This window comes from Methyloceanibacter caenitepidi (assembly GCF_000828475.1).
GTDB classification, from domain to species: Bacteria; Pseudomonadota; Alphaproteobacteria; order Rhizobiales; family Methyloligellaceae; genus Methyloceanibacter; species Methyloceanibacter caenitepidi.
Window position 1 is genome coordinate 2,534,165 of record NZ_AP014648.1, and the last position, 25,970, is coordinate 2,560,134.

The 25,970-nt window shown below is 63.3% G+C and carries 28 protein-coding genes and 1 tRNA gene; 7 read left to right on the forward strand and 22 right to left on the reverse strand.

The window, feature by feature from the left end; all coding sequences use genetic code 11:
- Nucleotides 1-257 precede the first annotated feature (257 nt).
- Nucleotides 258-1,451, forward strand: coding sequence for a DUF2865 domain-containing protein (locus tag GL4_RS16825; RefSeq protein WP_156137560.1), 1,194 nt, complete (start codon nt 258-260; stop codon nt 1,449-1,451).
- A gap of 9 nt (nt 1,452-1,460) precedes the next feature.
- Here GL4_RS16825 and gltX read toward each other — a convergent pair whose 3' ends face one another.
- The 3 genes from gltX to GL4_RS11995 all read right to left on the reverse strand — a co-directional run bounded on the left by gltX (nt 1,461) and on the right by GL4_RS11995 (nt 5,954).
- Nucleotides 1,461-2,798 (reverse strand): glutamate--tRNA ligase, encoded by a 1,338-nt coding sequence (gltX, locus tag GL4_RS11985; protein WP_045367867.1) that lies wholly within the window; start codon nt 2,796-2,798, stop codon nt 1,461-1,463.
- Nucleotides 2,799-4,472: an NAD+ synthase gene (locus tag GL4_RS11990; protein WP_045367871.1), complete on the reverse strand. Its 1,674-nt coding sequence runs from the start codon at nt 4,470-4,472 to the stop codon at nt 2,799-2,801.
- 90 nt (nt 4,473-4,562) lie between these two features.
- Nucleotides 4,563-5,954 carry a class II 3-deoxy-7-phosphoheptulonate synthase gene (locus tag GL4_RS11995; RefSeq protein WP_045370049.1) on the reverse strand — a complete coding sequence of 464 codons (1,392 nt, stop codon included), beginning with the start codon at nt 5,952-5,954 and terminating at the stop codon, nt 4,563-4,565.
- Between the two features lie 130 nt (nt 5,955-6,084).
- Between GL4_RS11995 and GL4_RS12000 the strand changes: the two genes are divergently transcribed.
- From GL4_RS12000 to GL4_RS12010, 3 genes are all read left to right on the forward strand, one after another.
- Nucleotides 6,085-6,807: a VIT1/CCC1 transporter family protein gene (locus GL4_RS12000; RefSeq protein WP_045367874.1), complete on the forward strand. Its 723-nt coding sequence runs from the start codon at nt 6,085-6,087 to the stop codon at nt 6,805-6,807.
- Nucleotides 6,808-6,892: 85 nt separating this feature from the next.
- Nucleotides 6,893-8,068, forward strand: a complete 1,176-nt coding sequence (locus tag GL4_RS12005) for a carboxylate-amine ligase (RefSeq protein ID WP_045367877.1) — start codon at nt 6,893-6,895, stop codon at nt 8,066-8,068.
- Between the two features lie 311 nt (nt 8,069-8,379).
- The gene (locus GL4_RS12010; RefSeq protein ID WP_045367880.1) at nt 8,380-8,931 is read left to right on the forward strand and encodes a hypothetical protein; all 552 of its coding nucleotides are present in this window, start codon (nt 8,380-8,382) and stop codon (nt 8,929-8,931) included.
- Here GL4_RS12010 and GL4_RS12015 read toward each other — a convergent pair.
- The 4 genes from GL4_RS12015 to GL4_RS12030 all read right to left on the reverse strand — a co-directional run bounded on the left by GL4_RS12015 (nt 8,928) and on the right by GL4_RS12030 (nt 13,390).
- Nucleotides 8,928-9,683, reverse strand: a complete 756-nt coding sequence (locus tag GL4_RS12015; RefSeq protein ID WP_045367883.1) for an SDR family NAD(P)-dependent oxidoreductase — start codon at nt 9,681-9,683, stop codon at nt 8,928-8,930. The two genes, GL4_RS12010 and GL4_RS12015, sit on opposite strands and share 4 nt — an antisense overlap.
- Nucleotides 9,670-11,061, reverse strand: a complete 1,392-nt coding sequence (gene gor / locus GL4_RS12020) for a glutathione-disulfide reductase (RefSeq protein WP_045367886.1) — start codon at nt 11,059-11,061, stop codon at nt 9,670-9,672. The genes GL4_RS12015 and gor overlap by 14 nt, the downstream gene beginning before the upstream one ends.
- Nucleotides 11,062-11,160: 99 nt before the next feature.
- Nucleotides 11,161-11,880 carry a ribose-5-phosphate isomerase RpiA gene (gene rpiA / locus GL4_RS12025; RefSeq protein ID WP_045367888.1) on the reverse strand — a complete coding sequence of 240 codons (720 nt, stop codon included), beginning with the start codon at nt 11,878-11,880 and terminating at the stop codon, nt 11,161-11,163.
- Nucleotides 11,881-11,929: 49 nt separating this feature from the next.
- Complete coding sequence (locus GL4_RS12030) at nt 11,930-13,390, reverse strand: NAD-dependent succinate-semialdehyde dehydrogenase (RefSeq protein WP_045367891.1); 1,461 nt, start codon at nt 13,388-13,390, stop codon at nt 11,930-11,932.
- Between the two features lie 56 nt (nt 13,391-13,446).
- Here GL4_RS12030 and GL4_RS12035 point away from each other — a divergent pair, with 56 nt between their 5' ends.
- The 3 genes from GL4_RS12035 (at nt 13,447) to GL4_RS12045 (ending at nt 14,783) form a co-directional block, all read left to right on the forward strand.
- Nucleotides 13,447-14,130, forward strand: coding sequence for an HAD-IA family hydrolase (locus tag GL4_RS12035; RefSeq protein ID WP_045367894.1), 684 nt, complete (start codon nt 13,447-13,449; stop codon nt 14,128-14,130).
- 117 nt (nt 14,131-14,247) lie between these two features.
- On the forward strand, nt 14,248-14,553 hold the full coding sequence (locus tag GL4_RS12040) for a hypothetical protein (RefSeq protein WP_156137563.1): 306 nt from the start codon (nt 14,248-14,250) through the stop codon (nt 14,551-14,553).
- A 154-nt stretch (nt 14,554-14,707) separates the two neighbouring features.
- Nucleotides 14,708-14,783: transfer RNA gene (locus GL4_RS12045), tRNA-Val, on the forward strand.
- 113 nt (nt 14,784-14,896) lie between these two features.
- On the opposite strand, the gene GL4_RS12050 is transcribed toward GL4_RS12045, so the two are convergent.
- The 15 genes from GL4_RS12050 to GL4_RS12115 form a co-directional block, all read right to left on the reverse strand.
- Nucleotides 14,897-15,121 carry a hypothetical protein gene (locus GL4_RS12050; protein WP_156137565.1) on the reverse strand — a complete coding sequence of 75 codons (225 nt, stop codon included), beginning with the start codon at nt 15,119-15,121 and terminating at the stop codon, nt 14,897-14,899.
- Between the two features lie 761 nt (nt 15,122-15,882).
- Nucleotides 15,883-16,137, reverse strand: a complete 255-nt coding sequence (locus GL4_RS12055) for a hypothetical protein (protein WP_156137567.1) — start codon at nt 16,135-16,137, stop codon at nt 15,883-15,885.
- A gap of 460 nt (nt 16,138-16,597) precedes the next feature.
- Nucleotides 16,598-16,837, reverse strand: coding sequence for a hypothetical protein (locus tag GL4_RS12060; protein ID WP_045367903.1), 240 nt, complete (start codon nt 16,835-16,837; stop codon nt 16,598-16,600).
- 205 nt (nt 16,838-17,042) lie between these two features.
- Nucleotides 17,043-17,201 (reverse strand): hypothetical protein, encoded by a 159-nt coding sequence (locus GL4_RS17540; RefSeq protein WP_156137569.1) that lies wholly within the window; start codon nt 17,199-17,201, stop codon nt 17,043-17,045.
- Between the two features lie 27 nt (nt 17,202-17,228).
- Nucleotides 17,229-17,408: a hypothetical protein gene (locus GL4_RS17545; protein ID WP_156137571.1), complete on the reverse strand. Its 180-nt coding sequence runs from the start codon at nt 17,406-17,408 to the stop codon at nt 17,229-17,231.
- 459 nt (nt 17,409-17,867) lie between these two features.
- Nucleotides 17,868-18,695, reverse strand: a complete 828-nt coding sequence (locus tag GL4_RS12065; RefSeq protein WP_045367905.1) for a hypothetical protein — start codon at nt 18,693-18,695, stop codon at nt 17,868-17,870.
- A 2-nt stretch (nt 18,696-18,697) separates the two neighbouring features.
- Nucleotides 18,698-18,913 carry a hypothetical protein gene (locus tag GL4_RS12070; protein WP_045367907.1) on the reverse strand — a complete coding sequence of 72 codons (216 nt, stop codon included), beginning with the start codon at nt 18,911-18,913 and terminating at the stop codon, nt 18,698-18,700.
- The gene (locus tag GL4_RS12075; protein WP_045367910.1) at nt 18,903-19,196 is read right to left on the reverse strand and encodes a hypothetical protein; all 294 of its coding nucleotides are present in this window, start codon (nt 19,194-19,196) and stop codon (nt 18,903-18,905) included. The genes GL4_RS12070 and GL4_RS12075 overlap by 11 nt, the downstream gene beginning before the upstream one ends.
- Complete coding sequence (locus tag GL4_RS12080) at nt 19,193-19,510, reverse strand: hAT transposon family protein (protein WP_045367913.1); 318 nt, start codon at nt 19,508-19,510, stop codon at nt 19,193-19,195. The genes GL4_RS12075 and GL4_RS12080 overlap by 4 nt, the downstream gene beginning before the upstream one ends.
- Nucleotides 19,507-20,166: a hypothetical protein gene (locus GL4_RS16830; protein ID WP_052464445.1), complete on the reverse strand. Its 660-nt coding sequence runs from the start codon at nt 20,164-20,166 to the stop codon at nt 19,507-19,509. The genes GL4_RS12080 and GL4_RS16830 overlap by 4 nt, the downstream gene beginning before the upstream one ends.
- A gap of 793 nt (nt 20,167-20,959) precedes the next feature.
- Complete coding sequence (locus tag GL4_RS16835) at nt 20,960-23,068, reverse strand: bifunctional DNA primase/polymerase (protein ID WP_052464447.1); 2,109 nt, start codon at nt 23,066-23,068, stop codon at nt 20,960-20,962.
- Nucleotides 23,065-23,397 (reverse strand): hypothetical protein, encoded by a 333-nt coding sequence (locus tag GL4_RS12095; protein WP_045367915.1) that lies wholly within the window; start codon nt 23,395-23,397, stop codon nt 23,065-23,067. Before GL4_RS12095 ends, GL4_RS16835 begins: the two co-directional genes overlap by 4 nt.
- A gap of 2 nt (nt 23,398-23,399) precedes the next feature.
- Nucleotides 23,400-24,098: a hypothetical protein gene (locus tag GL4_RS12100; protein ID WP_052464449.1), complete on the reverse strand. Its 699-nt coding sequence runs from the start codon at nt 24,096-24,098 to the stop codon at nt 23,400-23,402.
- Nucleotides 24,098-24,376 carry a helix-turn-helix transcriptional regulator gene (locus GL4_RS16840; protein ID WP_052464452.1) on the reverse strand — a complete coding sequence of 93 codons (279 nt, stop codon included), beginning with the start codon at nt 24,374-24,376 and terminating at the stop codon, nt 24,098-24,100. Before GL4_RS16840 ends, GL4_RS12100 begins: the two co-directional genes overlap by 1 nt.
- A 236-nt stretch (nt 24,377-24,612) precedes the next feature.
- Nucleotides 24,613-25,857, reverse strand: a complete 1,245-nt coding sequence (locus GL4_RS12115) for a tyrosine-type recombinase/integrase (protein ID WP_045367919.1) — start codon at nt 25,855-25,857, stop codon at nt 24,613-24,615.
- Nucleotides 25,858-25,970: the final 113 nt, after the last annotated feature.

Below are 25,970 nucleotides of genomic sequence, written 5' to 3' on the forward strand. Positions count from 1 at the left end.
CTTGAGGCCCGCCGGATGTTCGTCGGTGATGAATGGAGAAGTAAAAAGAAGGACGACCCGTGCGAGCTATTTTGCTAGCGCGGAATAATGCAGCCAGAAATGCTAAGGTTCGATTGCGGGTACATCATCTTGGTCCCGCTTATGGCGGCAAACCGCCAAATCGTCAAGCAAACCATCTTATTCATGCCGCATTGACCGAAGATTCTTTGCGCGCATAATGTGCAATTGAGGTTTCCCCAAGGATTGGATTGACCGTCGTGAGGGTCCATCGCGGTTTTCGGCGTGTTTTCGCGCCAAGCGCGGCGCATCCGGCGCCTTTCTCAGCGCGGGCCATTGCCGGCCTGGGCGCGCTGGCGCTCGGCTGCCTGACACTGTCCGGCGACGGCTTCGCCCAGTCCGAGCAGGATATCCGCTGCATGCAGCTGCAGCAGGAACTGGATGCGGCCAGCGGCGGTGGCGGCAACAATCCCGAGCTGATCTCGCTCAATCAGGAACTCAACCAAGCCACGCAGGCGCACAGGGCCGTGAAGTCGGAAATGGACCGGGCTGGCTGCTACGAACGCATGCTCATTTTCGGACGGGCTCTGAAGAGGACGCCTCGGTGTCTGAGCCTTAACTCCCGCGTCGAAGATGCGCGGCGCCAGGTCGAGCGCCTGCAGGCGCAGCGCGCCTCGCTAGGCGGCGGCGGCAACCGGCGCCGGCAGCAAGAACTCCAGCGCGCCATGCAGCAGAATGGTTGTAGCGGCGTGCCTCAGTCGAACGGCGGTTTCTTCGACTTCTTCGGCGGCCCCCGCCAGGAGTACCAGACGCCGATCTATCGCAGCATCAATCCCAACGGCCGGTACCGGACCGTGTGTGTGCGCCTCTGCGACGGCTTCTATTTCCCGATCCATTACTCCACCTACGGCAGCCAGGCCGGCCAGGACGCGCAGAGATGCCAGGCGAGCTGCGCCGCGCCGGCCGAGCTCTACGTCTACCGCAATCCCGGCCAGGAGATCGAACAGGCGATCTCGCTGAGCGGCTCGCCCTACATGGATCTGCCCGTGGCGCTCCGCTACCGCAAGGAGTTCGTAAAGGGGTGCTCGTGCAAGAAGTCCGAGTACAACCCGATGGAGATCCAGGAGGCCAACCAGAAGGCGCAAGGGATGCCCGAGGACGGCGCGACCCAAGCGTCCGCGGCACCGCAGGCGCCGGCCGCGCCCGAGGCCCAGCCCGAACCGAGCGGACCGCCCCCGCAGCTCAATCTGGATATCGGGGGCGCATCGCCGTCCGAATTGCAGATCACGCCGCCGCCGCAAGCGGCCCAAAACGGCGCACCGACTTTGCAGGTGCCCGTGCCTCCGGGCTTCCAGCCGCCGCCAGCGGCGCAACCCGCGCCCCAGGCCGCGTCCGAAGCTCCGCCACAGGGCCAGTCTTCGTTCGTCAAGAAATCCGCGCCGACCCCGAACTAGCGAGCGTCTTTACGCAGCCTCCCCGCGCAGGCGCTTTAGCGCCCGCTCCCGGCCGATCAACGGCAGTAACTGCTTCAGTTCCGGCCCGTGAGGCTGTCCGGTCAGCGCAAGTCTTAAGGGCTGGAACAGTGCCTTTCCCTTGGCTCCCGTCTCGGCCTTAACGGCGCCGGTCCACGTTCCCCAGGTTTCTTCGTCCCAAGGCTCAAGCGGCAGCAACTCCACGGCAGCAGCGCAAAAGTCCGGATCGTCAATGACCGGCTCGATCGGGCCCGTGACCACGGTCCACCAGTCCTTCGCGTCTTTGAGCACCTCGAGATTGCCCCGAACCGCGTCCCAAAACGCCTCGCCGCCGGTCACGCCCAGCTCCGCGAGCCGGTCGGCAACGGCGGAGAACGGGAGGGTGTGCAGCAGCTTGGCGTTCAGAAGGCCAAGCTCGTGCGGATCGAACCTGGCCGGCGCCCGCGACAGCTTGCCGAAGTCGAAGGCCTCTGCGAGCACGTCCAGACTGTCGTGGGGCGCGATCGGATCGCTGGTGCCGATCGTCGCCGCGTAGCTGACCACGGCAAGCGGTTCGAGCCCCTCCTCGCGCATGCCCTGGATCGACAGGGACTTGTCGCGCTTCGACAGAGCCTGCCCCTCGGCGCCCACGAGAAGATTGTGATGCCCGAAATCGGGCGCCTTAGCGCTCAGCGCCTCGAAGAGCTGGATCTGCGGCGCCGTGTTGGCCACATGATCCTCGCCGCGAATGACATGGGTAACGCCGAGATCGATGTCGTCGACCACGCTCGGCAGCGTGTAGAGGAAGGTGCCGTCGCCGCGGATCAGGACGGGATCGGACAGGGAGCCCGCATCCACATGCTGCCGGCCCCGCACGAGATCTTCCCAGACCACGTCGCGCGGCTCCAGCTTGAAGCGCCAATGGGGTTTGCGCCCCTCGGCCTCGAGCGCCGCCTTGTCCTCGTCGGTCAGCTCAAGAGCAGCCCGATCGTAGACGGGCGGCTTGCCGCGCGCGAGCTGACGCTTGCGCTTGAGTTCCAGTTCCTCGGGCGTCTCGTAGGCGGGATAAAGACGGCCCATCTCCTTCAGCTTCTCGACGGCCGCATCATACCGGGCGAGCCGATCCGACTGCCTGACCTTCTCTGACCACTCGATGCCCAGCCAGGCGATGTCCTCCTCGATGCCGCGCGCGAACGCTTCCGTCGAGCGTTCCTTGTCCGTGTCGTCGAGGCGCAAGATGAAGGTCCCGCCGGCCTTCCGGGCGAACAGCGCATTGATGATCGCGGTGCGGATATTGCCGGCATGCAGCCGCCCGGTGGGGCTCGGCGCGAAGCGGACGGTGACAGTCATCTAAGTGATCTCGCGGAACTTGTTGGTGATCGGATAGCGCCGGTCCCGGCCGAAATTTCGCTCGGTGATTTTGACGCCGGGCGCGGCCTGGCGGCGCTTGTACTCGGCGAGATAGAGCATGCGCTCGACCTTCTTGACCATTTCGACGTCGTGCCCGCGCTCCACGATCTCCGGTACGGAGAGTTCGCGCTCCACAAGGCAATTGAGGATGTCGTCCAGCACCGGATAGGGCGGCAGGGAATCCACGTCCCGCTGATCGGGCTTCAGTTCCGCCGACGGGTCCTTGGTGAGGACATTCTCCGGGATGATCACGCCGTCGGGCCCGAGGCATCCCTTCGGCCGGTTCTGATTGCGATAGCGCGACAGTGCATAAACCTGGCCCTTATACAGGTCCTTGATGGGATTGAACCCGCCGTTCATATCGCCATACAAAGTCGCGTAACCGACTGAAACCTCAGACTTGTTCCCGGTTGTCAGCACGAGCGGCCCGAGCTTGTTGGACACCGCCATCAAGAGCGTGCCGCGCGTCCGGGACTGCAGATTCTCCGCCGTGAAGCCGTCCGGCGGGCCGCCCAGCACCTCCGAGAGGCACGCGCCCAGGCCGTCGACGCCGTCATGGATCGGCACGATGTCGTAGCGGACGCCCAGCGCTTTCGCGATCTGCTCCGCGTCAGTCAGGCTCTCGCTGCTGGTGTACTCGTACGGCAGCATGATGCAGTGGACTCGGTCGGCGCCCAGCGCGTCCACGGCCATCACCGCGCACAGCGCCGAGTCGATGCCGCCCGACAGGCCCAGCACGACGCCGGGGAAACCGTTCTTGTCGATGTAGTCGCGAAGGCCCGTGACACAGGCCAGATAGTTGGCTGAATCGCCGGCCTCGATGGCCGCGATCTCGCCTTGTGCGCAACGCCAGCCGTCCGCGTCGCGGTGCCAATCAGTGACGAGCGCCGCATCCTGCCAAGCCGGCATTTGCACCACGCATTTTCCATCGGCGTTGAGCACGAAGGAGGCGCCGTCGAACACCAGCTCGTCCTGTCCGCCGAACTGGTTGAGATAGACGAGCGGGCGTTTCGCTTCGGCGACCCGTGCCTCGGCCACGCCGTAGCGGATCGCCTGCTTCCCCATCCAATAGGGCGAGCCATTGGGCACGATCAGGAGATCGGCCCCGGCCTCGGCCAGGGATGCGCAAATGCCCTCCTCCCAAATGTCTTCGCAGATCGGAACGCCCAGCTTGAGCCCCCGGAAGGCGATCGGCTCGGGGATCGGCCCCGGCGCAAAGACCCGCTTCTCGTCGAACACGCCGTAATTGGGCAAGACATGCTTGTACCGCACGGCGGCGATGCGGCCCTCGTCCAGCAACGCGACCGCATTGTAGACATCGTCGCCTTCCGCCCAGGGAACACCCATCAGCACGGCCGGCCCGCCATCTTTGGTGCGCGCCGCCAGGTCCTCGCACGCGGCGCGCGCCGCACGCTGCAAGGCCGGCTTCAACACGAGATCCTCCAGCGGATACCCGGTCAGGAAGAGTTCGGAAAAGACCACCAAATCCGCGCCGGACGCGGCAAAGCCCTCCCGCAATCCCCATGCAGTTTCGAGATTGCCGTCCAAGTCGCCGAGGACAGGGTTGGCCTGCGCGAGCGCGAGCTTGAATGAGTCCTTGGTTTCACTGCCCATGGAATCAACTCAAATGGAAAGGTTGCGGCGGCCGAAGCCCGGCAGCGCCCGGAAGCGGGGCGTGCGCTAGGCCCGCCCCCCGCATCCCGACTACTCGCCTGCCGCGACGGAGACTTGAGGCACGGGCCGGCCTTCCCGCTCGCGGCGCAGACGCGCCGCCACGATGAAGGCCAGCTCGATCGACTGATCGGCATTGAGCCGGGGATCGCAGTGGGTGTGATACCGGTCGGACAGGTCGGTCTCGGTGACCGCCTTCGCGCCGCCGACACATTCGGTGACGTTGTTGCCCGTCATCTCCACATGGATGCCGCCGGCGTGAGTGCCTTCGGCGCGATGCACGTCGAAGAAGGCTTCCGCCTCCTTGACGATCAAGTCGAACGGCCGCGTCTTGTATCCGCTGCCGGCCTTAATCGTGTTGCCGTGCATCGGATCGCAGGTCCACACCACCGTCTTGCCTTCGCGTTCGACCGCGCGGATCAGCGCCGGCAAATGGTCTCCCACCTTGTCTGCGCCGAAACGGCAGATCAGCGTCAAACGTCCCGGCTCGTTCTGCGGGCTTAAGAGATCGATCAGCCGCAGCAGTTCGTCCGAATCGAGGCTCGGCCCGCACTTCACGCCGATGGGATTCTTGACCCCGCGCAGGAATTCGAGATGTGCATGGTCGAGCTGGCGCGTCCGGTCGCCGGCCCACAGAAAATGGCCCGACGTGGCGTACCAATCGCCCGACGTGGAATCGATTCGGGTCAGCGCCTGCTCGTAACCAAGCAGCAGCGCCTCATGGCTCGTGTACAGGCTCGTCGACCGCAGTTGCGGCGTATTCTCGGGCGTCAGCCCGATCGCGCGCATGAAGCGCAGCGTTTGGGCGATATCGTCGGAAAGCTCCTGATAGCGGTGACCCGCTGGGCTGTCTTCGACAAAGCCGAGATTCCACTGATGCACATGCTCGAGATTTGCGTAACCGCCTTGCGAGAACGCGCGAAGCAGATTGAGCGTGGCCGCGGCCTGACGATAGGCCATGTGCATGCGCTGCGGATCGGGATTGCGATCCAGCTCTGAAAATTCGATACCGTTGATGATGTCGCCGCGATAGCTCGGCAAGGAGACCCCATCCGACGTCTCGGTGGACGACGAACGCGGCTTCGCGAACTGGCCAGCGATGCGGCCGACCTTGACCACGGGCGACCCGCCCGCATAGGTGAGCACCACAGCCATCTGCAGAAACACCCGGAAGAAGTCGCGAATCGTGTCCGGTCCGTGCTCCGCGAAGCTCTCCGCGCAGTCGCCGCCTTGCAGCAGGAAGGCCTCCCCTTGCGCGACGCGGCCAAGCTTCGCCTTCAGCTCCCGCGCCTCGCCTGCAAAAACAAGCGGCGGAAACGAGGCAAGCTGCTGCTCGACTTCGGACAGGGCGGAGGGATCCGGGTACTCCGGAACCTGTTCAATCGGCTTTGAACGCCAGCTATCGGGGCTCCAACGCGGTGCCATTCTCATTCTCCAGTTAAGTCCCCGCTATATAAGCACTTGAAATGACTGTGGCTAGCGGGGGATCGCGATCACTTCTCTATCGCGGGGCCTGCCAAATAACCGATAATGACGCGGGAAGGAACCTAAACTCTTGCCTCAGCTTGAACACAGCCACAACCCTCGCGAAATCGCTCGGCGGCTGCATCACGGTCCGCGCGTCAGCTATCTGCGCGATTGGGTCTATGGCGGCATCGACGGCACGGTGACCACGTTCGCCGTCATGGCCGGTGTCGTAGGCGCCAATCTGTCGGCCACCGTGGTCGTCATTCTGGGCCTCGCCAACCTTCTCGCGGACGGGTTCTCCATGGCCGCGAGCAACTTCACAGGCACCAAGGCCGAGCGCGACGAATACGAGCAACTCCGCCGCATGGAAGAGCGCCATATCGACCTCGCCCCCGAAGGCGAGCGCGAGGAGATCCGTCAGATTTTCCGGAGCAAAGGCTTCGAAGGAGAGGCCCTCGAAACGGTCGTCACCGTGCTCAGCCAGCACCGGGAGAGCTGGGTCGAAGCGATGATGACGGAGGAGCACGGCATGGCCGCCGTCCAGCGCTCGCCCGCTCGTGCGGCGCTCTACACGTTCATCGCCTTCGTCGTTTGCGGCAGCGTCCCTCTACTCCCCTATCTCGCCAGGGTGGACCGGCCCGAATGGCCCTCTACGATCATGACCGCCGCGGTCTTCTTCGCTATCGGGTCCATTCGCAGCCGCTGGTCGCCCAAATCTTGGTGGTCCGCCGGATCCGAGACTCTCGTCATCGGCATGCTCGCCGCGAGTGTCGCCTATCTCGTCGGTCATTGGCTGCAAGGGTTGGTCTAGCGGTCTTTGACCTCCCCGAACACGGACGAGTATGCGACACTCACCTGCGAAACCGATTCATCCATCGAGATCGAGCTGAATCCCCATGGCGACCAAAGAACCGACATTCAGCATCGGCATCGAGGAAGAGTATCTTCTCGTCGATAAACAGACTCGCGACCTTGCCCCCGAACCGCCGGCCGAGTTGCTGGCCAAAGCCGAAGAGGCCTCGGGCGGTCAGGTCAGCCCTGAATTTCTTCGGTCCCAGATCGAGGTCGGCACCCATGTCTGCCGTTCGGTGCAAGAAGCCCGCGACCAGCTGGTTGAACTCCGTTCGACTGTGGGAGCGACCGCCGCGGAGTTCGGTCTGGCTCCTATCGCCGCCTCGACGCACCCTTTCGCGCATTGGGATAGTCAGCACCACACAAACAAAGAGCGCTACAACCTGCTCGCTCAGGACCTTCAATACGTGGTCCGCCGGCTGGTGATCTGCGGCATGCATGTCCATGTGGGCATCGACGACGACGACCTTCGGATCGATCTCCTCAGCCAAGCCCCTTACTTCCTGCCGCATCTCCTGGCGCTGTCGACGTCGTCGCCATTTTGGCAGGGTGAGGCAACGGGCCTCAAATCCTACAGGCTGTCAGTGTTCGACGAATTGCCGCGCACGGGCATTCCGCACACCTTTTCCAGCTACAGCGAATACGAGCGCACCATCGAACTCATGGTGAGCGCCGGCTTGATCGAGGACGCCACCAAGATCTGGTGGGACCTGCGCCCTTCGGCACGGTTCCCGACCCTCGAGATGCGGGTCACCGATGTCTGTCCGTTGATCGAGGACGCCGTCGCCATCGCCGCCCTATTCCAGTGCATCCTGCGCCTTCTCTACCGGCTCCGCCGGCAGAACCAGCGCTGGCGCCACTACCCGCCGTTTCTCATCCGCGAAAACCGCTGGCGCGCCCAGCGCTACGGCATCGAGGAAGGTATGGTCGATTTCGGCCGCGGCGCCATGGTGCCCTTCTCGCATCTAATCGAGGAACTGTTCGAACTCGTCGCCGAGGATGCGGCCTATTTTGGCTGCACGCGCGAGGTCGCACATGCCCGCACGATTCTGCAACGCGGCACCAGCGCCGACCGCCAGCTCAAATGCTACGAGAAGGCCAAGGCCGCCGGCGCATCCCAGCATGAAGCCCTGATCGCCGTTGTCGACGAACTCGTGGCGGAGACCGCCGCCGTCCCCGGTGCCGGCACCAAAGCCGTGCTGGAAGGCGAGAACGCCTAAGACAGATCTCTTCCTTCGCGGCCTTCCCTACTGCGTCATCTGCATCCCGCTGGCGACTGTGAGTCTCGCCTAAGATGATCCGTGTACTGTGCATATAGAGTGCGAAAGCTCACAACCACACGTAATCCGAGAAAATGCGTAACGTACCGTAATGTATGGGGAAATTGTCATGGGCCTACTGTCTAAGACCCCGACCTTCGTTTTTACAAATTATTAGTTGCGGCCTTCAACGATGGGATAAATCGCATCAGGGATGAGGCTCGCAGATGGGGCTCCGCTATCAAAATCTTTGCCGGCGCGTTCGCCAATGTATGACGTCGGAGTTGGACATCGAATGGCCCCAAGAGAAATCCCCGCAACCAGTAGCACCTCCCGAAGTGTCTCCGGAGCACGAGTCCTCCCCCCAGCGGGGCGACCTCACAGTCTGCGTGGATGACCTGCGCGAAGCCGCGGCGCACCACAACGACGACTGGCTCGCGCAGCGGCTGATCGAAGAAGCTGTCGCTCTTGATCGCAAACGTCAGAAACGCGGAGACGGGGTCTACTGGCAGTATGTCAACATTGCCTACGCCGCTCAGCAGACTGCGGAGAACGAATTCAACAAGCTATACATCCGGGGCGTATGCCGTTTCGCCATGGAGTCCGGCATCGAGCAGGTTGAAGTCTATCGCGCGAAAACGATCTCGGCCGCGCCGTCCGATCATAACGGATTGCTGGGGAACGCCGCTGACCCGCAAGCGCTACTGTCGGTGCTCAGAGGCGACACGACCGTGGAAGCGCCCCCGTTGAAGGAAGCCTACTTCACCGACACGGGACTGAGCGTCCGTCTACCTGAGAACCATACGTCCGGCGAATCTTGCTAGAGGGTCGTCTGCATCCCGCCATCGACGTTTAGCGCGGCACCCGTGATATAGGCCGCCTCGTCGGACGCCAGGAACAATGCGGCATTGGCGATGTCTTCAGGCGTCCCGAACCGCCGGAGCGGCGTCTGGGTGAGGAGCGCCTTCGCGATGCCGGGATTCTTCAGATAGCGGCCGATCAGCGCCGTCTCCACATAGCCCGGAAGCAGCGTGTTCACCCGGATACCGTAGGGTGCGTATTCGACCGCGAGACTGCGTGACAACGCCGACACCGCGCCTTTGGTGGCAGAGTAGACCGCCATCTGACGCGTATGCTTGGCCGACATCACCGAAGACAGATTGATGATCGAGGCCTTGCCCGACGCGCGCATCAGGTCGAAGGCCTCCCGCGCGCATTTCACGGTCCCGTCGAGATTGACGGACCACACCTTCTCCCAGTCCTCGTCCGTCAGATGGCGGAAGTCCGCGCGCGCGCCGACGCCCGCATTGTTGACGAGCACATCCAGCCGACCATGGGCATCCTTGATAGCCGCCATCAACGCCTGAACTTCCGCCGTGTCCGTGATGTCGACGGTTTGCGCCTCGGCGGCACCGTTCGACTTGACGATTTGATCGGCCGTCTCCTTGGCCGCTTCGCCGTCGATATCCGCAACAATCACATGCGCGCCTTCACGCGCGAAAGTCTCGCTGATGGCGCGGCCGATGCCTGCGCCCCCGCCCGTTACGAGTGCTATTTTTTCCTCAAGCCGCCGCATCTGATCCCTTGATTGGTGTTGGCGGCTCCCATTTCTGCCGCAGGGTTACAAACTCTTCCGCCATGCTGGGATGAAGCGCCATCGTGGCGTCGAAATCGGCCTTGGTCGCGCCGAGCCGCAAGGGGATCGCCGCCATCTGAACGATTTCGGCTGCATCCGGCCCGACCATATGCAGGCCGAGAACTTTGTCGGTCTCCACGTCCACAATCAGCTTCATGAACACCTGCTCACCGCGCCCGCTGATGGTCGCACGCATGGGCCGAAAGCTCGTCTTGTAGACATCGATCGCATGGTTCTCGCGCGCCTCCTCTTCCGTGAGTCCCACAGTCCCGATCTCGGGCTCGGTGAAAACCGCCGTCGGGATGAAGCCGTAGTCCATCGCCTTGGGACGATCTTCGAACACCGTCTCCACAAAAGCCGTCCCCTCACGGATCGCGACCGGCGTGAGATTGGCGCGGTCGGTCACATCGCCAACGGCATAGATACTGTCGACGGCCGTTCTCGAATAGGCGTCCACGATCACCTTGCCGTTGTTGCCGAGTTCGACGCCGACGGCTTCGAGCCCCAGCCCCTTCGTGTTTGGCGTGCGGCCGGTCGCCGCCATGACCTTCGACGCATGAAGACAATCGCCGTCCGTCAGCGCGACACGGTATCCGTCGCCGTCCTTCTCGACCGAGGTAATATTTGTGCACATCCGCAAGTCCACGCCGCGATCGCGCAAGGCCTCTGCGACGGTGTCGCACAAGTCCTTGTCGAAACCGCGCAGGATCTGTTCGCCGCGATGGACAACCGTGACCTCGACGCCCAGCCCTGCGAAGATCGAGGCGAACTCCATGCCGATATAGCCGGCCCCCAGAATGACAATGCTCTGGGGCAGCGCCTCGAACTTGAAGCACTCGTTTGAGCTGATGAAATGTTCCGCTCCCGGTATGGAGGGAAAGGCCGGCGCCGAACCGGTGGCGACCAGGATGTACTCGGCCGACACGGCCTCCTCGCGATCGGCGAGGCGCACGCTATGTGGCCCCTCCACCGTGGCCCGCGTCAGGAAGCGGTCGACCCCGTTATTCTCGAGGGTACGCGTATAGACGCCGTTGAGCCTATCGACCTCGCGCTGCACATTATGGATCAGCGTGGACCAATCGAACGCAAGGTTGTCATAGGACCAGCCGAAAGCCTTGGCATCTTCGATCTCAGCTCCATAGCGGCTGCCATAGACCAAAAGCTTCTTCGGCACGCAGCCGCGAATGACGCAGGTACCGCCGACACGGTATTCCTCGGCGATGCCGACGCGCTTGCCGAGCTGAGCCGCAAGTCTGGCCGCTCGAACGCCGCCGGATCCTGCTCCGATAACAAACAAATCGTAGTCGTGGTCAGACACTTTGGATCGGTACTCCGGGTGGCTTTTTCAGGTGATGATGCGTCGAATGATGACGGGTCGGATGAGAATTTGTCAGATGACAACTTGGCGCTTGTGACCTTATGCGCTCGGATGCTTCAAGACTTGTATGCCATTCGCGCCCGCGACAATTGCCATATCGCAAAGTCCGAGAAAAAGGCCGTGCTCGACCACGCCGGGCACGCGCGTCAGGGCGAAAGCAAGAACCTCGGGCTCGGCAATCTTGGGAAATGCGCAGTCTACGATCAGATTACCCTGATCGGTGACGAACGGGCGGCCGCCCTCACCGGGCCGCAGCCGAATCTCGCCCTCGCACCCGGCTTCCGCCGAAAGAGCCTGGATCAGCTGCACGGTGGCCTTCAGACCGAAGCGCACCACTTCGATGGGCAGCGGATGGGACCCGAGCGTTCGTGACAGCTTCCGGTCGTCGGCGATGACAACCATGCGCTCGGATGCCGTTGCGACAATCTTCTCCCGCAACAAGGCGCCGCCGCCGCCTTTGATCAATCGAAGCTGGTCGTCGATCTCGTCGGCGCCGTCCACGGTCAGATCGAGATGCGGTGTCTCATCCAGCGTCGTCAGCGGTATGCCCAAGGCCTCGGCATGGTTGCGCGTCGCCTCCGATGTCGGCACGCAGATGACGTTGAGCCCGTCGCGCACGCGCGCGCCGACCTCTTCGACAAAAGGTGCCGCCGTAGAGCCCGTGCCGAGCCCAAGCCGCATGCCGGGTTGTACCAAGTCGATCGCCGCCCTCGCCGCGGCGGCCTTGTACCCTTCGATCGTCCGTGCGCTTTCCGACATCAGCCGCCCAGTCTCCCCTTGAGAAGACTCCCCCTCGTGAGGTCTCTCGCTATCGGGGACTCCCGTTATCGAGGCCCCCCATCATGACGTATTTCAGCTCCAGGAATTCTTCGATGCCGTGGTGGGAGCCTTCGCGCCCCTGACCCGACTCCTTCACGCCGCCGAACGGGGCCAATGCCGAAGAGATCATCCCTTCGTTGACGCCGATCATGCCATATTCGAGCGCCTCGGCCACCCGCCAGGCGCGCGAAATATTCTCCGTGAAGAAATAGGCCGCAAGACCGAACGGCGTATCGTTCGCCAGCGCGACCGCCTCCTCCTCATCGCGGAAGCGGAAGAGCGCCGCGACGGGCCCGAAGGTCTCTTCGTTGGCGATCCGCATATCCGGCGTCACGTCGGTCAACACGGTAGGTGTGAAGAACGTTCGCCCAAGCTCGTGCCGGACGCCGCCTGTCAGAACCTTGGCGCCTTTCGCGACCGCGTCCCGCACATGCAACTCGACCTTGTCGAGCCCGGCCTCGTTGATGAGCGGGCCTTGCGTCACGCCCTGTTCGGTGCCGTCGCCCACCCTCAGGTCGGAAACAGCCTCCGTGAGCCGTTCGGCGAAGCGATCGTAGATACCGCTCTGAACCAGAATACGGTTGGCGCTGACGCAGGTCTGCCCGGAATTCCGGAACTTCGAGGCGATGGCACCGGCGACGGCCGCATCGAGCCCGGCGTCGTCGAATACGATAAACGGGGCATTGCCGCCGAGTTCCAAGGAGAGTTTCTTCACCGTGTCGGCCGACTGGCGCATCAGCAGCTTCCCAACCTCGGTGGATCCGGTGAAGGTGATCATCCGCACGAGCCGGTTGGAGGTCAGTTCGCCACCGATCGCCTCGGCGTTGCCGGTGATGACATTGAGAACGCCCGGCGGGAATCCGGCCTGGCAGGCCAGCTCCGCCAGCGCCAACGCGGTGAGCGGCGTCTCTGGCGCCGGCTTCACGACGACGGTGCAGCCCGCGGCGAGGGCCGGCGAGATCTTGCGCGTGATCATCGCAAACGGGAAATTCCACGGGGTGATGGCCCCGACGACGCCGACCGGCTGCTTCATGACAAGGACGCGACCGCTGTGCTTGGGCGTCGGGATGATCTCCCCTAGCACGCGCCGTGCCTCCTCGGCGTAGAACTCCGTGAAAGAAGACCCGTAATCGATCTCGGCGCGCGCCTCGGCGAGGGGCTTGCCCTGCTCGGCGGTCATGAGACGGGCGAGGTCTTCCGCGTGCTGCTGCTGGAGTTCGTACCAACGGCGCAGGACTTTCGCCCGCTCACCTGCCAGCAAGCCGCTCCAAGCCCGAAAGGCGCGATCCGCGGCCTCAATAGCCACGCGGGTCTCATGCGCGCCGAGATCGGGAACGCGGCCGACGACGGCGCCGGTCGCCGGATTGGTGATGTCGTCCACCGGCGTGCCTGTCCAGGCACCGCCGATCAGGCATTGGTCCTTGATAAGGATCGGTGTCTTGAGTTGCATGGTCCGCTCTCTACGCCGCCGCTTGCGCAACGGCAAGTCACGTGTGAGAGAGGCGCATGTTCGAGGGTGCGACAATTGTTTTCGATCTCGACGGCACGCTGGTCGACACCGCGCCGGACCTTACGAATGCCCTCAATCATGCCCTGCAACTGCATGGACACCGGACCGTGGAGCCGGCGCTCGTCCGCGAGGCGGTGGGACGCGGCGCAGCGGCCATGATTTACGAGGCGCTGGGGATCGAATCCGGCACGGAAGCGATTTTCAAGGACTTCCTCATCTACTACGAGGCCAATATCGCCACGGAGAGCCGCCCCTTCCCTGGTGCCGTGGCGCTGCTGGAGCGCCTCGCGGCCCGCGGCGCGCGCCTCGCCGTCTGCACCAACAAGCGGGCGCGCCTCGCCAATCTCCTCCTGGAAGCGCTGGAGCTCGACCGTCATTTCGGGGCGATCGCGGGCCGCGACACGTTCGAGACGTGCAAGCCGCATCCGGGTCACCTCCTGGGCGCCGTTGCCGCCAGTGCGGGCGATCCGGCCCGTGCCGTGATGGTGGGCGACAGCGCCGTCGACATCGAGGCAGCCCAACGAGCCGGAATTCCGTCGATCTTGGTCACATTCGGCTATTCCCCGCCGTCGCCGGAAGGCCCCCGCCCTAGCGCCGTCATCGACAGCTTCGAGACCCTGGAATACCAAGCCGAAATCCTGCTCAAACGCTTGACAGACCACGACCCGACCCGTTCCTAATAGCGGCCGGGTTGACGCGCTGGAAAATGGCCCCCAATCGCCCCACGGGCTGCAACCAACAGCCACAATTGCGCGCTAGGTACGGGAACTGAGCTTACGGCTCCAAGGAGAACTGGAATGCGCGGACGTATTGTGATGAGCGCTTGCATCGTATTGATGATGAGCGGAACCGCTTTCGCCCAGGATGCAGGGGAAGATTGTGTCAACCAGCTTGCCGAAACCGAAACCCTCGTTGATCAGACGGTCAACGCGAAGGTGCTCGACGAAGGCGACGTTGAAGAGGTGAACATGCTTCTCGACGAGGCGGACGCGGCCTGCACCGACGGGGATTACGGCAAGGCCAAGACCACCATGGCCAAGGTCAAGGGCATGCTGAAGTCCGTACCTGCCCCGGCCCCGGCTGAGGAAGCCACGGCCCAATAGATTTTTCCGGAAATCTGCGCGGTTTCGCGGGACGGGCTGCTTGACTTCGCGAAGGGCCGTTCGCTAAATGCGCGCTTGCCGTCGCGGCCCCTCATCCCTTGAGGCGAGGCCGCGGACGGACCCGGGCGCGAGCGACATCAGCCGCGCCCCGTACGGGCGGTTAGCTCAGCTGGTAGAGCACTGTGTTCACATCGCAGGGGTCACTGGTTCAAGTCCAGTACCGCCCACCAGTGTTTACAAGGACTTAGCGACAGGTTTCTCGATCGGGGCCACACCGGGTCCACGAAAAGGGCCCGCCCCTGGGATAGCAGGAGCGGGCCCGGATCGGAAGCGTGTGGGCGTCCTATGACGTCTTGCGCAGATACGCGCGCACGGCCCCCAGACGCCACGTGAGACTGTTATCCGCCACACCCCTGGTAGGGATCGGGAAGCTAGGATCGCGCTTCATCAGAGAAAGGAGGGTGGTGTAGTCGCAGCCGATCAGCCGGCACAGCTGACCGCTGTTGATGAGCCGCTCGTCCGTTTCAGGATCAGGCTCGAGGGCCCTTTTCAGATAGTCCGTCATCATCTTGTACTCGCTCGCTATTGCTAGGAACGGACAAGCTGGCACACGGGCTGTGGACGGTTATACCCACATAAATAGGCGAATTAGTCCGCCGAAACTTAGGGGGCGCACAGGAGCCCACACAGCGACGTTCTGGCTGAGGGCTCCTCCATAGCTCGCGCAGGCGTTCTGGGCGGTTCTGATGGCGCGCTGGGCGTCAGCCCAGGGGGCAGGAGCGCCCGCCCCCTCGAACATGTTCGTCGGCGCTGTGATCCGTCCATGAGCGGATGTTGCACCGGTCATACACCCGGCACCGGCGGTTCGTGGACGTGGGGGACAAGCGCGTAGCCAACGCTGAAGGCCAGCACGCAATACCGCTGCTTGGCGACTGTCCCATGGAACGTTCTCGGGCACATGGTGTTAGCGCACACCATGCGCAGAGCGATCTATATCAGCCACGTGGTTTCGTGGAGCGCCATGACGGTACGCCGTCTTCTAGTCCATACGCATGTGAACCAGGGTTGGTCTCACTCATGGTTCAGTTTCCCCTATGGGATCCGACCTGAACATGCACATGGTGTCGTGGAGCGCCACGACGATGCGCGGTTCGTGAAGCTCTCCTAACCGCATCGAGCCCATGTGCTCGAACTCCACATACATGCTCAAGGAGTTCGCGGACTACATTTGCGTATGCCCAGATGCAGGATGAACCCGCTGCCACGGGGGGGGAGTGCGGCAGCGGGTCCTTTCTTCTTACGCGTCGGCCTGACTAGGAGCGTGCATCGTCACGACAGCAGGATCAGCCGCGAGGCATCCACGATCGCGACCAGTCCTCCGCCAGGAGTAGGCGACCACTGCACTGTGACCGGGAGTTCCGTGTCAAACGTTGTCTGGCCGCTGAACATGTCGAGGCCCAGGTCGATCCCGAGTTGGATCCGAACGGCATAATCCCGGATCCGGACCTCTGGCGGGAGCACTCCATCGGGGGGCGTCGTGGTCATCACGATGACGCCTCCAACGAGCAGAGGAATGACAAACATCCTCTTACCCTCGAATGTCTCGGGTAGCTCAGACAGCTCAAGACAATAGTGTGGCGCGGCCGACTTATTGATACGGCCGAAAGACCGAGCAGCCACTTGTTTGGTTTCAGTTTGGTTAGACATAATCGTCGTTCCTCTTTTGGATTGAGGAGCGCGGACAACAAAAAAGGCCGCCCGCGCTCTGTTGCGCTTGGCGACCTCGCTTGTCCACGGACGAGATCATGAAGGCATTACCGGCCTCGGGTCTCTTAATATAGCGGTCCCGTGGCAATTCCGCTTGATGTCTATTAGCTCACAATATCGAGACCACGTCTAGCGCCGCGAGAAACATGCCTAACGCGACTGGCCGTCCGTCAGTCCACTGTCGCTCCTACGAAACCTCGACCACATAAGATGAAGGTCGAGGGCTGCTCAAAAAAAGCCCCGGGCCGTGGAGCCCGGGGCGCTGCGCGACACGCGCCTAAGCAGCATCGCCGACTTGGACGTTGCGCGGAACGCTCATCACGAGCAACTCCCCGTCCTTCAGCTCATACTTGATGCCTAAGTCCCGCTTCATGCACGACAGCGTCGTGCGCAGGTTGGCGCGCGTGCTCTTCACTGACTTGGCAACCTGATCCAGGGTCTTCTTGCCGTCAGCGATATTGATAATCTTTGCACGGACGGTTCCGGCACGGACTGTACGCTTCTTTGTCTTACTCATAGCGGAAAGCTTCCTTTCGGGGTTTCGATGTGGGAGCGGATGCCAACGGCCCCGCGTAGGGGGCGCAGGTCTGATCGCCTGCGCTGCGGGACGGGGGGCCTGAGCGGGTAGTCCTTCGCGATCAGAAGGCTGAGGGCGCGGCCAATGCGGCCCGCCCAAGTGCTCCTGGACGCCCTGCGCTGGAGTTCGCAGATATCAGACGCGCTCATTGCAGCGTTTCCGTGCCGCGTGACGTCTTGGGGAACCTGCCCTCGGAGCAGATCATGTCTATGACCTCCTCCATCGTCAGATGCTCCATCTCCAGGAACTGGGCGTCCAACACGTCCTCCCAGTCGTCCAGTGATTTCATGACAAGGTATTTCATAACGTCCTCCTGTGCTGTTGCTGAGCGCTACGCAGCTTCCATCTCGTCCTCGTCGTACCAATGGAGCCCATCTTCATAGCCCTTGGTAATCCGGACGTAGTAGGTGTCGGTCTTTTCATCGTGCCGGACCGCTGTGACCGCGCTAGCGCGTTCGGGCTGATCCATTGGCTGAAGCATCTGACCAAGAGTAGGTATGTCTGTACGCATTTGAAGAACTCCTGTGCTGTTGCGCGGAATGATCCGCACAAGGAAGACCTTGACGGCTAGGAGCCGGACCGACCGCCGAAAGCTGCCGGTATCATCGATAAACCATCGATGGGATGCGTAGGAGTGCCCCCGGGACCTCTAACGAGGGAAAAGAAGGTCCCGGGGGCTTGCCCAGACCGCGTCCGGAGAGGAGGGCCCGCGACTAGAGCCCCACGTAGACGCGGTCCGGATCCCTAGGACGGCTCGATGCGCACCGTCCGTGGGGTCTGGGGCTCCCAGAGAGTGAGAAGGGGGAAGCCCCAGCAGGGCCCCGTCGCCGGACAAGTCCAACGGCGCCAGGGGCCTATTGAAGTCGCCTGCCGCGAGGGGAAGAAGGCCCTCCGCAGGCACTGGCCGACCCGGATGCTAACAGTCACGCCAGCGGCCCCGGCGCTGCCACTGCCAGCAGCGCCGAGGGCGTCAGGCAGCCTTCCGCTTGCGGGACACGACTTCCACGGACATCACTGCCCGAGGATCGGCGTGCACGCGGCGCTCGACGTCGAGACCGCGCTCCAGCGCCTCGCAGACAAACGCCTCCTCGTCCCGCTCCAGCCCGAACAGCTCGGGCTCCAGCTCTGCAAGGCGCGCACTCTTGTCGGCCTCTGACATCGCATCGGGGCCGTCGGTTGCCGTGGCCTCCAGCTCACGGACCAGCGCACCGAGCAGACGCTCCTTATCAAGCCAGGCTTGCGTCCGAAGAAACTGCTCAGTTTGCTGATCGTTCTTGTATTCGGCGCGCAAGACCGGGAACACAGGATGGACGCCCATCATCGTGGGACGGCCTTCCTCTGCGAGCCCGTCAACGTACTGGCGCGCCTGCTCCTTCAGATCCGCGAGCGGCAGCGGAGCGGCGTTGATCTTCCGGCGCTCATTCTTGAGCGCCTTGATCTTCACGCGCATCTCCTCGATGCCTTCCTTCAGGTCGGAGACGTCGTTGTACTTGGCATCGAGGATCGGGATGTCCCGAAGCTCGCTGCCGCGCGGGATGGTGTTCAGGAACCGTTGGCACTGGAGCACCATCTGGCGGTCATTGTTCCTGCGCCGCGCGCGCCGGTCCCGCTTGATCGTGACCTCGTTGATCTCGCGTTCAAGTTCCACGCGCTCCTCGGGCGGTGTCTGCGGATCATGCAGACGGGTGTTCAGGGCGTTGAGCGTCCCTTGCGTGGACGCCATCAGGGCGTCGGCGTCGTTGGCGCTCTGGGTGAGCTCGCGGAGCTTCCGCTCGGCGTTGGACGGGGGAAGTTGCATGGCTACGCCCCCTTCCATGCCGTGGCCAGACGGGCGTCGCGGGCAGCGAGCGCGTCTGTCCTGGCGTCGTTGGTTGCCACAGGCGCGGCCTGGTGCGGGCGGTGTGGGTTCCCGGTCACGATCGGGGACGGCGGACGCACGTGGCTGTCCACCATCATGAGGGGGACGCGGACGCGCTCCCCGTCCTTCACGACGTCGTCTTCCTTATTACGCAACATCTGATTTTCTCTCCTTCACTCTTGCTTCAAACTCTTGGATGGCCTCCTTCACCGCGTCGTCCCAGACCGTGTCGGAGACGACACAGATGAAGACTGCCGGATCCGTGTCCCACATGACGTGGCGGCGGAACCTCTGCTGATCGCGGAGCACCGGATCAGAGACGTATACGGACTGTTCTGTGGCCGGGAACCAGACCGTCCAGAAGTGGCGGTCTGAACTCTGCCCCGCGATGTGGAACTCCGGGAGTTGTCTCGGCTGCTGGAGCCTTAGCTTCGGTCTCATAGCGGTATCCCTTCGAAACGGAGCCGGTTCATGTGGCGCTGCAGGTCACGGAACGAGGATCGAGTTTTGATGGACGCCGGATCCGGCTCGGACGCGGCACGGAGCGCCTTGAACGCGAGCGCCTCGCGCAGCGCCTTGGCCAGGAGCGGATAGCGGTCGCCCCTCGTCTTGAGCCAGTGCTCTACGCCTGCCTGACGGTCGGCCTTGGAGACGCGGCCCTTCAACTGTCCGCCTTCCAGACGGAGACGGCGCTCGTCGCCCTGGGCCAAGGCGTCGAGCAGTCCGGCGATGCGTCTGGCGTTGGCGGTTATCATCCCAAGATCTCCAGCACTGCTTTCATCATGTCCTCGGGGACTTCCTGCTCGTGCTCCGGCACGGGCTCAGGCTCCGGCGTTGGCGGAGGAGGCGCGGGGAACTTGCGCTTGAAGTCCACGGGTGACTTCCACCGGGGAATGTCCTGGTCTCGCGGCCACTCAAAGATGCTCGTCAGCGGCATCTGCGCATTCTCACGGCGCATCTTGTTCATCAGTGTAAGGAGTTCATCGTCCGGTAGCTCGTGCAGCTTCCCGGCGTCGTACGTGGGCTGTGGCTCCGGCGCGGCCGCTGCGGGCTCCGCAGGCGCTGCCTTGTCCTGAATGAGATTGAGATCGTTGAAGAGGCGACGCTGATGTCCTGCGATGCGCGCATACTCTTCGGCGTTGATGTCCTCGCCCCGTGCTGCCTGTAGCTCCAGCTTTTCGAGTTGGATCGTGATGGTTGCAAGGCGGCGGACGAGCGACCGTTGCACCTCGCTCAGGGACGCCCAGCCACCAAGCTCAGTGCCGAACGCCTCCACCAGATCCTTGAAGCGCCTGCTGGCCTTGTTATCGCCGACCTGCTCAGCGTGGAGCGCCGTGCCGTTGGTCAGCTTGGAGCGCACGGTCGCAGGACGCTTGCCGTACTTGTTCGGTTTCAGTTGTGGTCGTGCCAAGTCTCGTCACCTCGCTCCCCCTCCCTGTTTCGCGGATAACGGCAAATGGGCCAGCCCGACCAGCCCCTGATTTGCGGAACGTGATGCGGCCCGGAGCACAGCGGAAAGGGGCGCTCCGTGGCCCGGAGGTTGCCCCCGCAAGGGGTGGAGGACCCGCAACCCGTTGTAAATGCTGCGGAGGAGCACTGTTATGAACGCAGTGTCCCTCGCTCTGGGGCCGGATCCATGGTGCGCAGCGGCCACGGCAGGAAAGCGCGGGTTCCGGGAAGGGGCTTTCGAGAGGCGGCTGGCTGGGGATATGGCCCCTTTGCGCCTGACGCGTATAAACGCCCGTACAGCGCGTTTTGCCCTTTTGGGCTGTCCTGCAGCGCTGGAGGACGTTCCGGCCGGTTCTGAGCCATCTGTGCGCGTCACTCCAGCTGAGCGACGCGTCCGGATCCCGGCGGTGCGGCAGCACTGTGGCGCTGGGGACCAGGGGGAGCGTTGTAGGGGGTGGAGACCCTTTTCGCGTTTATCGCGTAACCGCGTGACGCGTACACAAAGGGAGCTTATCTCCTCGAAAGGGGTTTGTTCTCGTTTTACCCCTTCTTTTTTACCCCTATACGCTATACGCGATCACGCGAAATACGCGATAAGGTCTGTGACCTCCTGGACACACTTACCGGGGTTGCCGAGGTCCGCATCTCCCGTCACAACGAAGGCTCCCACGATCGCTGGCTGCCTTCCTGGGTACAAGAAACCCCCGGTACGTCCTCCCTGGCCGTGTCGGGGGTTTCCATGAGGAACGAGGGTCCTACTCCCCGGGCCGCACGTGCCGCCACAGCTCAGCCGTCCTCCCCTGGGTCTCAGCCTCGCTGCTCCGCGCAAGGCCGTGGGCCACGAGCTGCTTCAACGCCTCGGCCACTTCTTCCTTGCGCTTGTTCCGTCCGAAGAGATTGGAGATCTGGGATCTGGTCAGGCCGTCCGGGTGTCTCCTCAGCGCCGTCAAGATGTCGTCGGCCACCGGATCCCCGAGCCTGTCCCCGAACAGGTAGCGCGTGCTCTGCTCGCAGTAATCCCACAGAGCCAGTGCCGCCTTCAGGTGCTCCTCGCCAATCGTCGTGACGCCGTCTGCCACCGCGTATATGAGCGCCAGCCGGATGACGTGCGCCTCAGACCTCGCGACCAGGAAGCCCAGCAGGCCCGGGCGTCCCTCGCTGAGTTCTTCATACATGCCGCACCACATCTTCTCGGCCTCGGGCGAGAGCCCGACGCGTACGGGCGTGTCGGCATCGCGTCCCGACTGCGTGACCTTTTCAATGACATCGAGGAGTTGGCGTCCCAGATACTCGACGTCGCGTTCTTCGAGACTGCCGCCGAGTGGGAGGAGCTTGCTCCTCCTTGCGAGGACGAGCATCACGCGATTGGCGAAGCCGTTCGCGGTCTCGGTCTTGTTCAACCGGCTGCGCAGCTCGTCCACGGTGATGTGTGCGATCATGGAGACGTGCGGCTCCTCGACCCTATACGGGCTGTTCTTGTTCATGTTGCGCAAGGGTTGGCTGTCCCAGGCCTTGCGCATGTTCTGACTGACGATGGAGCCTTGGCGTTCCATGACGGACAGGATGCTGGCGAACTCGGCCTCCATGACCAGGAGGCGCTTGTCCTCGACGCCTGGGTCGGTCGTGACCTCCTCTCCGTCCTTGTTGGTGCCCTTGACCGCGTCCCTGATCGCGTGGATCAGTCCCTCCCCGGACGACAGCCCGGACAGCTCGCAATTCCTTGTCCACTGGTCGTCCACGTACGACAGGACGGCCTTCACGCGATTGTACGACAGGCCCTTTCGAGCCTTGGCCGTATTACCGACGATGGCGATGAACTCGTTCGCGTGATGCCGGTCTGCCTCGACCAGGTAGTAGACCTTGCGTCCGATGATGCTCCCTACGCCGATCATCAGCTGGAAAAGGAGCGCCGCAGGGTCGGCCTCGGAATGAGGTTCGACCGTCCTGACGATGCTGCCGATCAATCCGTAATAGGCGGCATCGTCGAGGGTCGGCCATTCAGGCGTCGGCGTGTCGCTGGCCTCGTTCTTCTCACGCTGCCGTTGCCAGATGCTGTCCACGACGCCGTTGACCTCGGAAGCAGACAGCGGTGGGGAGCACACGCGTTCGTTCCACGCGCCGACGATGCGCTTGGCCTCTTCGGATCCGAGGCCGTGGCCGAGGAGGTGCCCGGTGAGTGACGTGGCCGTGTTGTTCCTGCCGCCCTCGTTCAAAGGGGCGTCCCACAACGCGGCCCAGTCGTTGCCGCTGGTCGACTGGTCCTTGTTCGAGGCAGCGCCAGGCCAGCCGTTGCGGAGGAACTCGGGGCAAGGGGCGATCTCGATGTCGTCCGGGCTGTGTCCCTTCACCCATTCGTAGCGCCGCCCGCTGACGTGCCGGGATCCGGGCACCAGGATGTAGCGCGTCCCGGATATGATCTGCATGTCCCGGTGTGTCTCCACGAAGTCCAGGCGCTTGCTTGGCTGGCGGTAGAGGATATGTCCTCCTCTGCCGCTCACGGTCATCCACGTAGGGGCGAGCGTCCCGTACCGCTCCTCGAGTTCGCGGATGACCTCGTCGGCCTGCGGTCCGTCCTTGTCGAACGCGAAGATCTCCTCGCACATCACGCCCCAGTTACACGGGCCCAGCTCCTTCCACCATGCCCTGATGGTGTCGGCGTCAAACGACGCCTTCTTCTCCCAGCCTTTCAGTATGGGATGCTTGCCCGGCTTGTGCTTGTCCGCGTCGTTCGGTAGCCCGCACGAGCACGTTCCGTCCTCCCTGATCGTATGGACCGGCACCACCCGATAGCGCATCGAGGCAAGCCTCAATGCCCATCTCAGGGCCTCGTCGTCCTGCGAGGCCTCGTTGTCATTCTTCTTCACTTGTTCTTGTCTCCGTCCCCCGGGGGTTGCTCGATAGTCATCGTCTCCATCGCGTGCGCGAGCTTCTCCCGCCAGTCGGGGCACTTGTCATAATAGACGTGATCATGCTTCTTCCCGACGAGGTTCGTGAAACGCGTGTAGCTGTTCAGGCACCCGAAGCTCGGGACGAGGATCTCGGTGTCGATGCCGACGAGCGTCACGTAGTAGACCGGCTCCGCGTAATTGATCTTCCGCATACGCACGATCTCGGGCACGGATCCGGGACCAGCGAACCTACCAAACTCGATGCGCTCGCCTGGGAGCGCGCCTTCTACCTTTATCTGTTTCATCGCTATTCCCCGATCATGTGTCTGGTATTCTCGTACAGGAACCGGAGCGCGGACACGCTCCCCCTGACCTCGTCGTCGCCACAGAACCGGATGGAGATATTCTCAACGTCGCACTTCTCTTCGCCGTTGATAGTTGCCCGGATGATCGTGCCGCCCTTGTTCTCGAAGCCGATCTCCAGGAAGCCGCCGTGTTTCTCGGGGGTTGTGTCGTTCTTGCCGAGACAGGATGTTTCATACCGGACGCCAAGATGGCAGTGGCACGCCCACTCCCCGGCGCCAGCGTACTTGTGGCAGTCCCCGGGTATGAACGGCTCCGGGCCGCGCTGATCCTCATAATAAAAACTGTCCAAGCGAAGACTGGCGTCGGCATCATCGATGCTTACGATGAACTTCGCGATGAGCGGATGGAGTGACCACGGCGATGCGAGGAAGGTCGTCCCGTCGTCGGACTGCTTCCATGCGATCACGTAGTCATCGTACGACCATGGGAGCGCAGAGACGTAGGGGCCAATGTCTGTGTCCCCGTCCCAGCCGCGATGGAGCAGGGCCTTGCGGGCGGCACCAAGTCTGAGATGGAGGGTGTCGATTTTTTCGTCGGTCAATCTGCCATCGGCCAGACTGTCTTTCATCCACTCGTTCAGCGGCTTCCACGCCGACCAGTCGTCTATCGGGGAGCACTCGTAGATATACAGGTTCGACATCACGCAGCCCTCCGCGACTTGCGGGACGCATTGCCCTTCCGGACCATCTTCGTCGCCTGGGACGTGCGGCGTGCGATTTCCTTCTTCTCGGCGGGGCTGTCCCGCTCCTCGATCTTGGACCGGAGCCACGCGTCGATCTCGTCCTCGACGAATGCGACGCGCTGCTCGCCCAGCCGGATGGGCCGGGGGAACTCGTTCTTGCGGATCAGGCGGTAGATGTGGGTTCGCGAAAAGCGGATGCCCTTCTGACCCAATTCTTCTATGGAAAGGACCCTCATGGGGTTGCTCCTCTTGCAGGGAGCACCAGGCGCAAAAAAAGGGTCACCTGGTGCATGGTTTGCACTGGCAACCCCTTCGCCGTACACGGACGCTCTAGGCACTAAGGCCCCGGGTCAGACGTCCGACCGCTTCTCGTGGGAGTGTCTCCACGGATCGCTGGCTGAGGAGGACACTAGCGGAATAGCGGGACCAGCGCAATCGCCGGTGGTAGTGCGGCCCATGAGGTGGCCGCGCGTTACCCGGCGTTACGCCCTGTGAGGCTCAACACGTTGTCCGGGGGCGGCTCCACGATGTCCCGCAGCCGTCCCGCCCATGCCTCCAGCGCCTCGCGCATCTCATCGAGATATTCGTGCTGGTCGTACGTCTGCTCAAGACCGCGCTTGCCGTGCCCCAGCACCAGCTCAGCGATGTTCCCCGGCACCCGCAGGGAGGCCAGCCGCGTGCGCAGCGTCCGGCGCAGGTCATGCGTGACCCAGTGGGGGATGTCGGGGAGCGCCTTGCGCATGATCCCGTCCAGTCGCGCCTTGGCCTCCGCGATCTTCGAAACGGGCCTCGCGCCCAGCGTCGTCGAGAAGACGTACACACCGGCGTCGGTGCGCGGGACGCCTTCAAGCAGCGACAGCGCGTGCCTGCTCAAGGGGATGAGGTGCGTGCGGTCTGACTTGAAGCGCTCCGGTGGGATGACGAGGAGCGCCTTGCCCGTATCAATCTCGCTCCAGCGCGCCTGCAGGATTTCATTCTTGCGTGCGCCGGTCAGCAGGAGCAGGCGGAACATCGTGCCGTACGGGTATCCCATCTCTTCGGTCGCTGCCCAGAACGCCTTGAGCTCGTCGTCGTTCAGGACGCGGTCGCGCTTCCGGCGCTTCCCGATGAGGCGCTCCAGGTTGACGCGGTCGCACGGGGACGCGTCCAGCTCGTAGACCTCGATTGCCCAGTTGAACAGAGCCCGCGCGACGCCGAATACCGCGCGGGCCTGGGCCGGTGCACGGGGAGCGATGTCGCTGACGATGCCGACGACGTCGGCGCGCGTGATGTCGGCCAGCATCATGTCGCCCCACTCCGGCAACAGCACGCCCTCCACGATGCGGCGCACGTCCTTGGCCCTGCGCTGGTTCGACGTGCGCTCTAGGAAGCGCTCTGCAACGAGGGAGAAGCGGCTGGCCTGCTCGCGACGGGCGGCGTCCTTGACCCTGCGCTGCTCGTCCTTCGGATCCACGCCCTTGCGTATGAGCTCGTGCCAGCGGCGCGCGGTGTCCCGCGCCTCGTCGAGCCCGACCTTGCCGTACTCCCCGATGAGCCTGCGGCCGCCCTGGTTGTTCGGGGGCAGGCGTGCGCTCAGGTAGAACGCCTTGTGGCCCCTGTCCGTCACGCGGACCACGAGCCCGGGGACCAGGGCGTCGTGCACGGTGACGCGCTTGCCCGTTGGTGCGGGCTTCAGCGCGTTGATCGCGCGATCAGTAAGGACCTTCTTGTCTGCCATCTTCCTCCTCCGGGTCCACCCGGGGTCCACGGACGCGTGTGCTCCGTTGTTGCCCCAGGTTACTGGACGTTACCGGATGAACAGGATTAAGGAAACCGCCTCAATGGCTTATG

Coding starts and splice junctions, on each gene's coding strand:
- gltX (WP_045367867.1), bottom strand. CDS start 2,798: ATGACTGTCACCGTCCGCTTCGCGCCGAGCCCCACCGGGCGGCTGCAT.
- GL4_RS11990 (WP_045367871.1), bottom strand. CDS start 4,472: ATGGGCAGTGAAACCAAGGACTCATTCAAGCTCGCGCTCGCGCAGGCC.
- GL4_RS11995 (WP_045370049.1), bottom strand. CDS start 5,954: ATGGCACCGCGTTGGAGCCCCGATAGCTGGCGTTCAAAGCCGATTGAA.
- GL4_RS12005 (WP_045367877.1), top strand. CDS start 6,893: ATGGCGACCAAAGAACCGACATTCAGCATCGGCATCGAGGAAGAGTAT.
- GL4_RS12010 (WP_045367880.1), top strand. CDS start 8,380: ATGACGTCGGAGTTGGACATCGAATGGCCCCAAGAGAAATCCCCGCAA.
- GL4_RS12015 (WP_045367883.1), bottom strand. CDS start 9,683: ATGCGGCGGCTTGAGGAAAAAATAGCACTCGTAACGGGCGGGGGCGCA.
- rpiA (WP_045367888.1), bottom strand. CDS start 11,880: ATGTCGGAAAGCGCACGGACGATCGAAGGGTACAAGGCCGCCGCGGCG.
- GL4_RS12030 (WP_045367891.1), bottom strand. CDS start 13,390: ATGCAACTCAAGACACCGATCCTTATCAAGGACCAATGCCTGATCGGC.
- GL4_RS12035 (WP_045367894.1), top strand. CDS start 13,447: ATGTTCGAGGGTGCGACAATTGTTTTCGATCTCGACGGCACGCTGGTC.
- GL4_RS12040 (WP_156137563.1), top strand. CDS start 14,248: ATGCGCGGACGTATTGTGATGAGCGCTTGCATCGTATTGATGATGAGC.
- GL4_RS12050 (WP_156137565.1), bottom strand. CDS start 15,121: ATGATGACGGACTATCTGAAAAGGGCCCTCGAGCCTGATCCTGAAACG.
- GL4_RS12055 (WP_156137567.1), bottom strand. CDS start 16,137: ATGTTTGTCATTCCTCTGCTCGTTGGAGGCGTCATCGTGATGACCACG.
- GL4_RS12060 (WP_045367903.1), bottom strand. CDS start 16,837: ATGAGTAAGACAAAGAAGCGTACAGTCCGTGCCGGAACCGTCCGTGCA.
- GL4_RS17540 (WP_156137569.1), bottom strand. CDS start 17,201: ATGAAATACCTTGTCATGAAATCACTGGACGACTGGGAGGACGTGTTG.
- GL4_RS17545 (WP_156137571.1), bottom strand. CDS start 17,408: ATGCGTACAGACATACCTACTCTTGGTCAGATGCTTCAGCCAATGGAT.
- GL4_RS12065 (WP_045367905.1), bottom strand. CDS start 18,695: ATGCAACTTCCCCCGTCCAACGCCGAGCGGAAGCTCCGCGAGCTCACC.
- GL4_RS12070 (WP_045367907.1), bottom strand. CDS start 18,913: ATGTTGCGTAATAAGGAAGACGACGTCGTGAAGGACGGGGAGCGCGTC.
- GL4_RS12075 (WP_045367910.1), bottom strand. CDS start 19,196: ATGAGACCGAAGCTAAGGCTCCAGCAGCCGAGACAACTCCCGGAGTTC.
- GL4_RS12080 (WP_045367913.1), bottom strand. CDS start 19,510: ATGATAACCGCCAACGCCAGACGCATCGCCGGACTGCTCGACGCCTTG.
- GL4_RS12095 (WP_045367915.1), bottom strand. CDS start 23,397: ATGAAACAGATAAAGGTAGAAGGCGCGCTCCCAGGCGAGCGCATCGAG.
- GL4_RS12100 (WP_052464449.1), bottom strand. CDS start 24,098: ATGTCGAACCTGTATATCTACGAGTGCTCCCCGATAGACGACTGGTCG.
- GL4_RS16840 (WP_052464452.1), bottom strand. CDS start 24,376: ATGAGGGTCCTTTCCATAGAAGAATTGGGTCAGAAGGGCATCCGCTTT.
- GL4_RS12115 (WP_045367919.1), bottom strand. CDS start 25,857: ATGGCAGACAAGAAGGTCCTTACTGATCGCGCGATCAACGCGCTGAAG.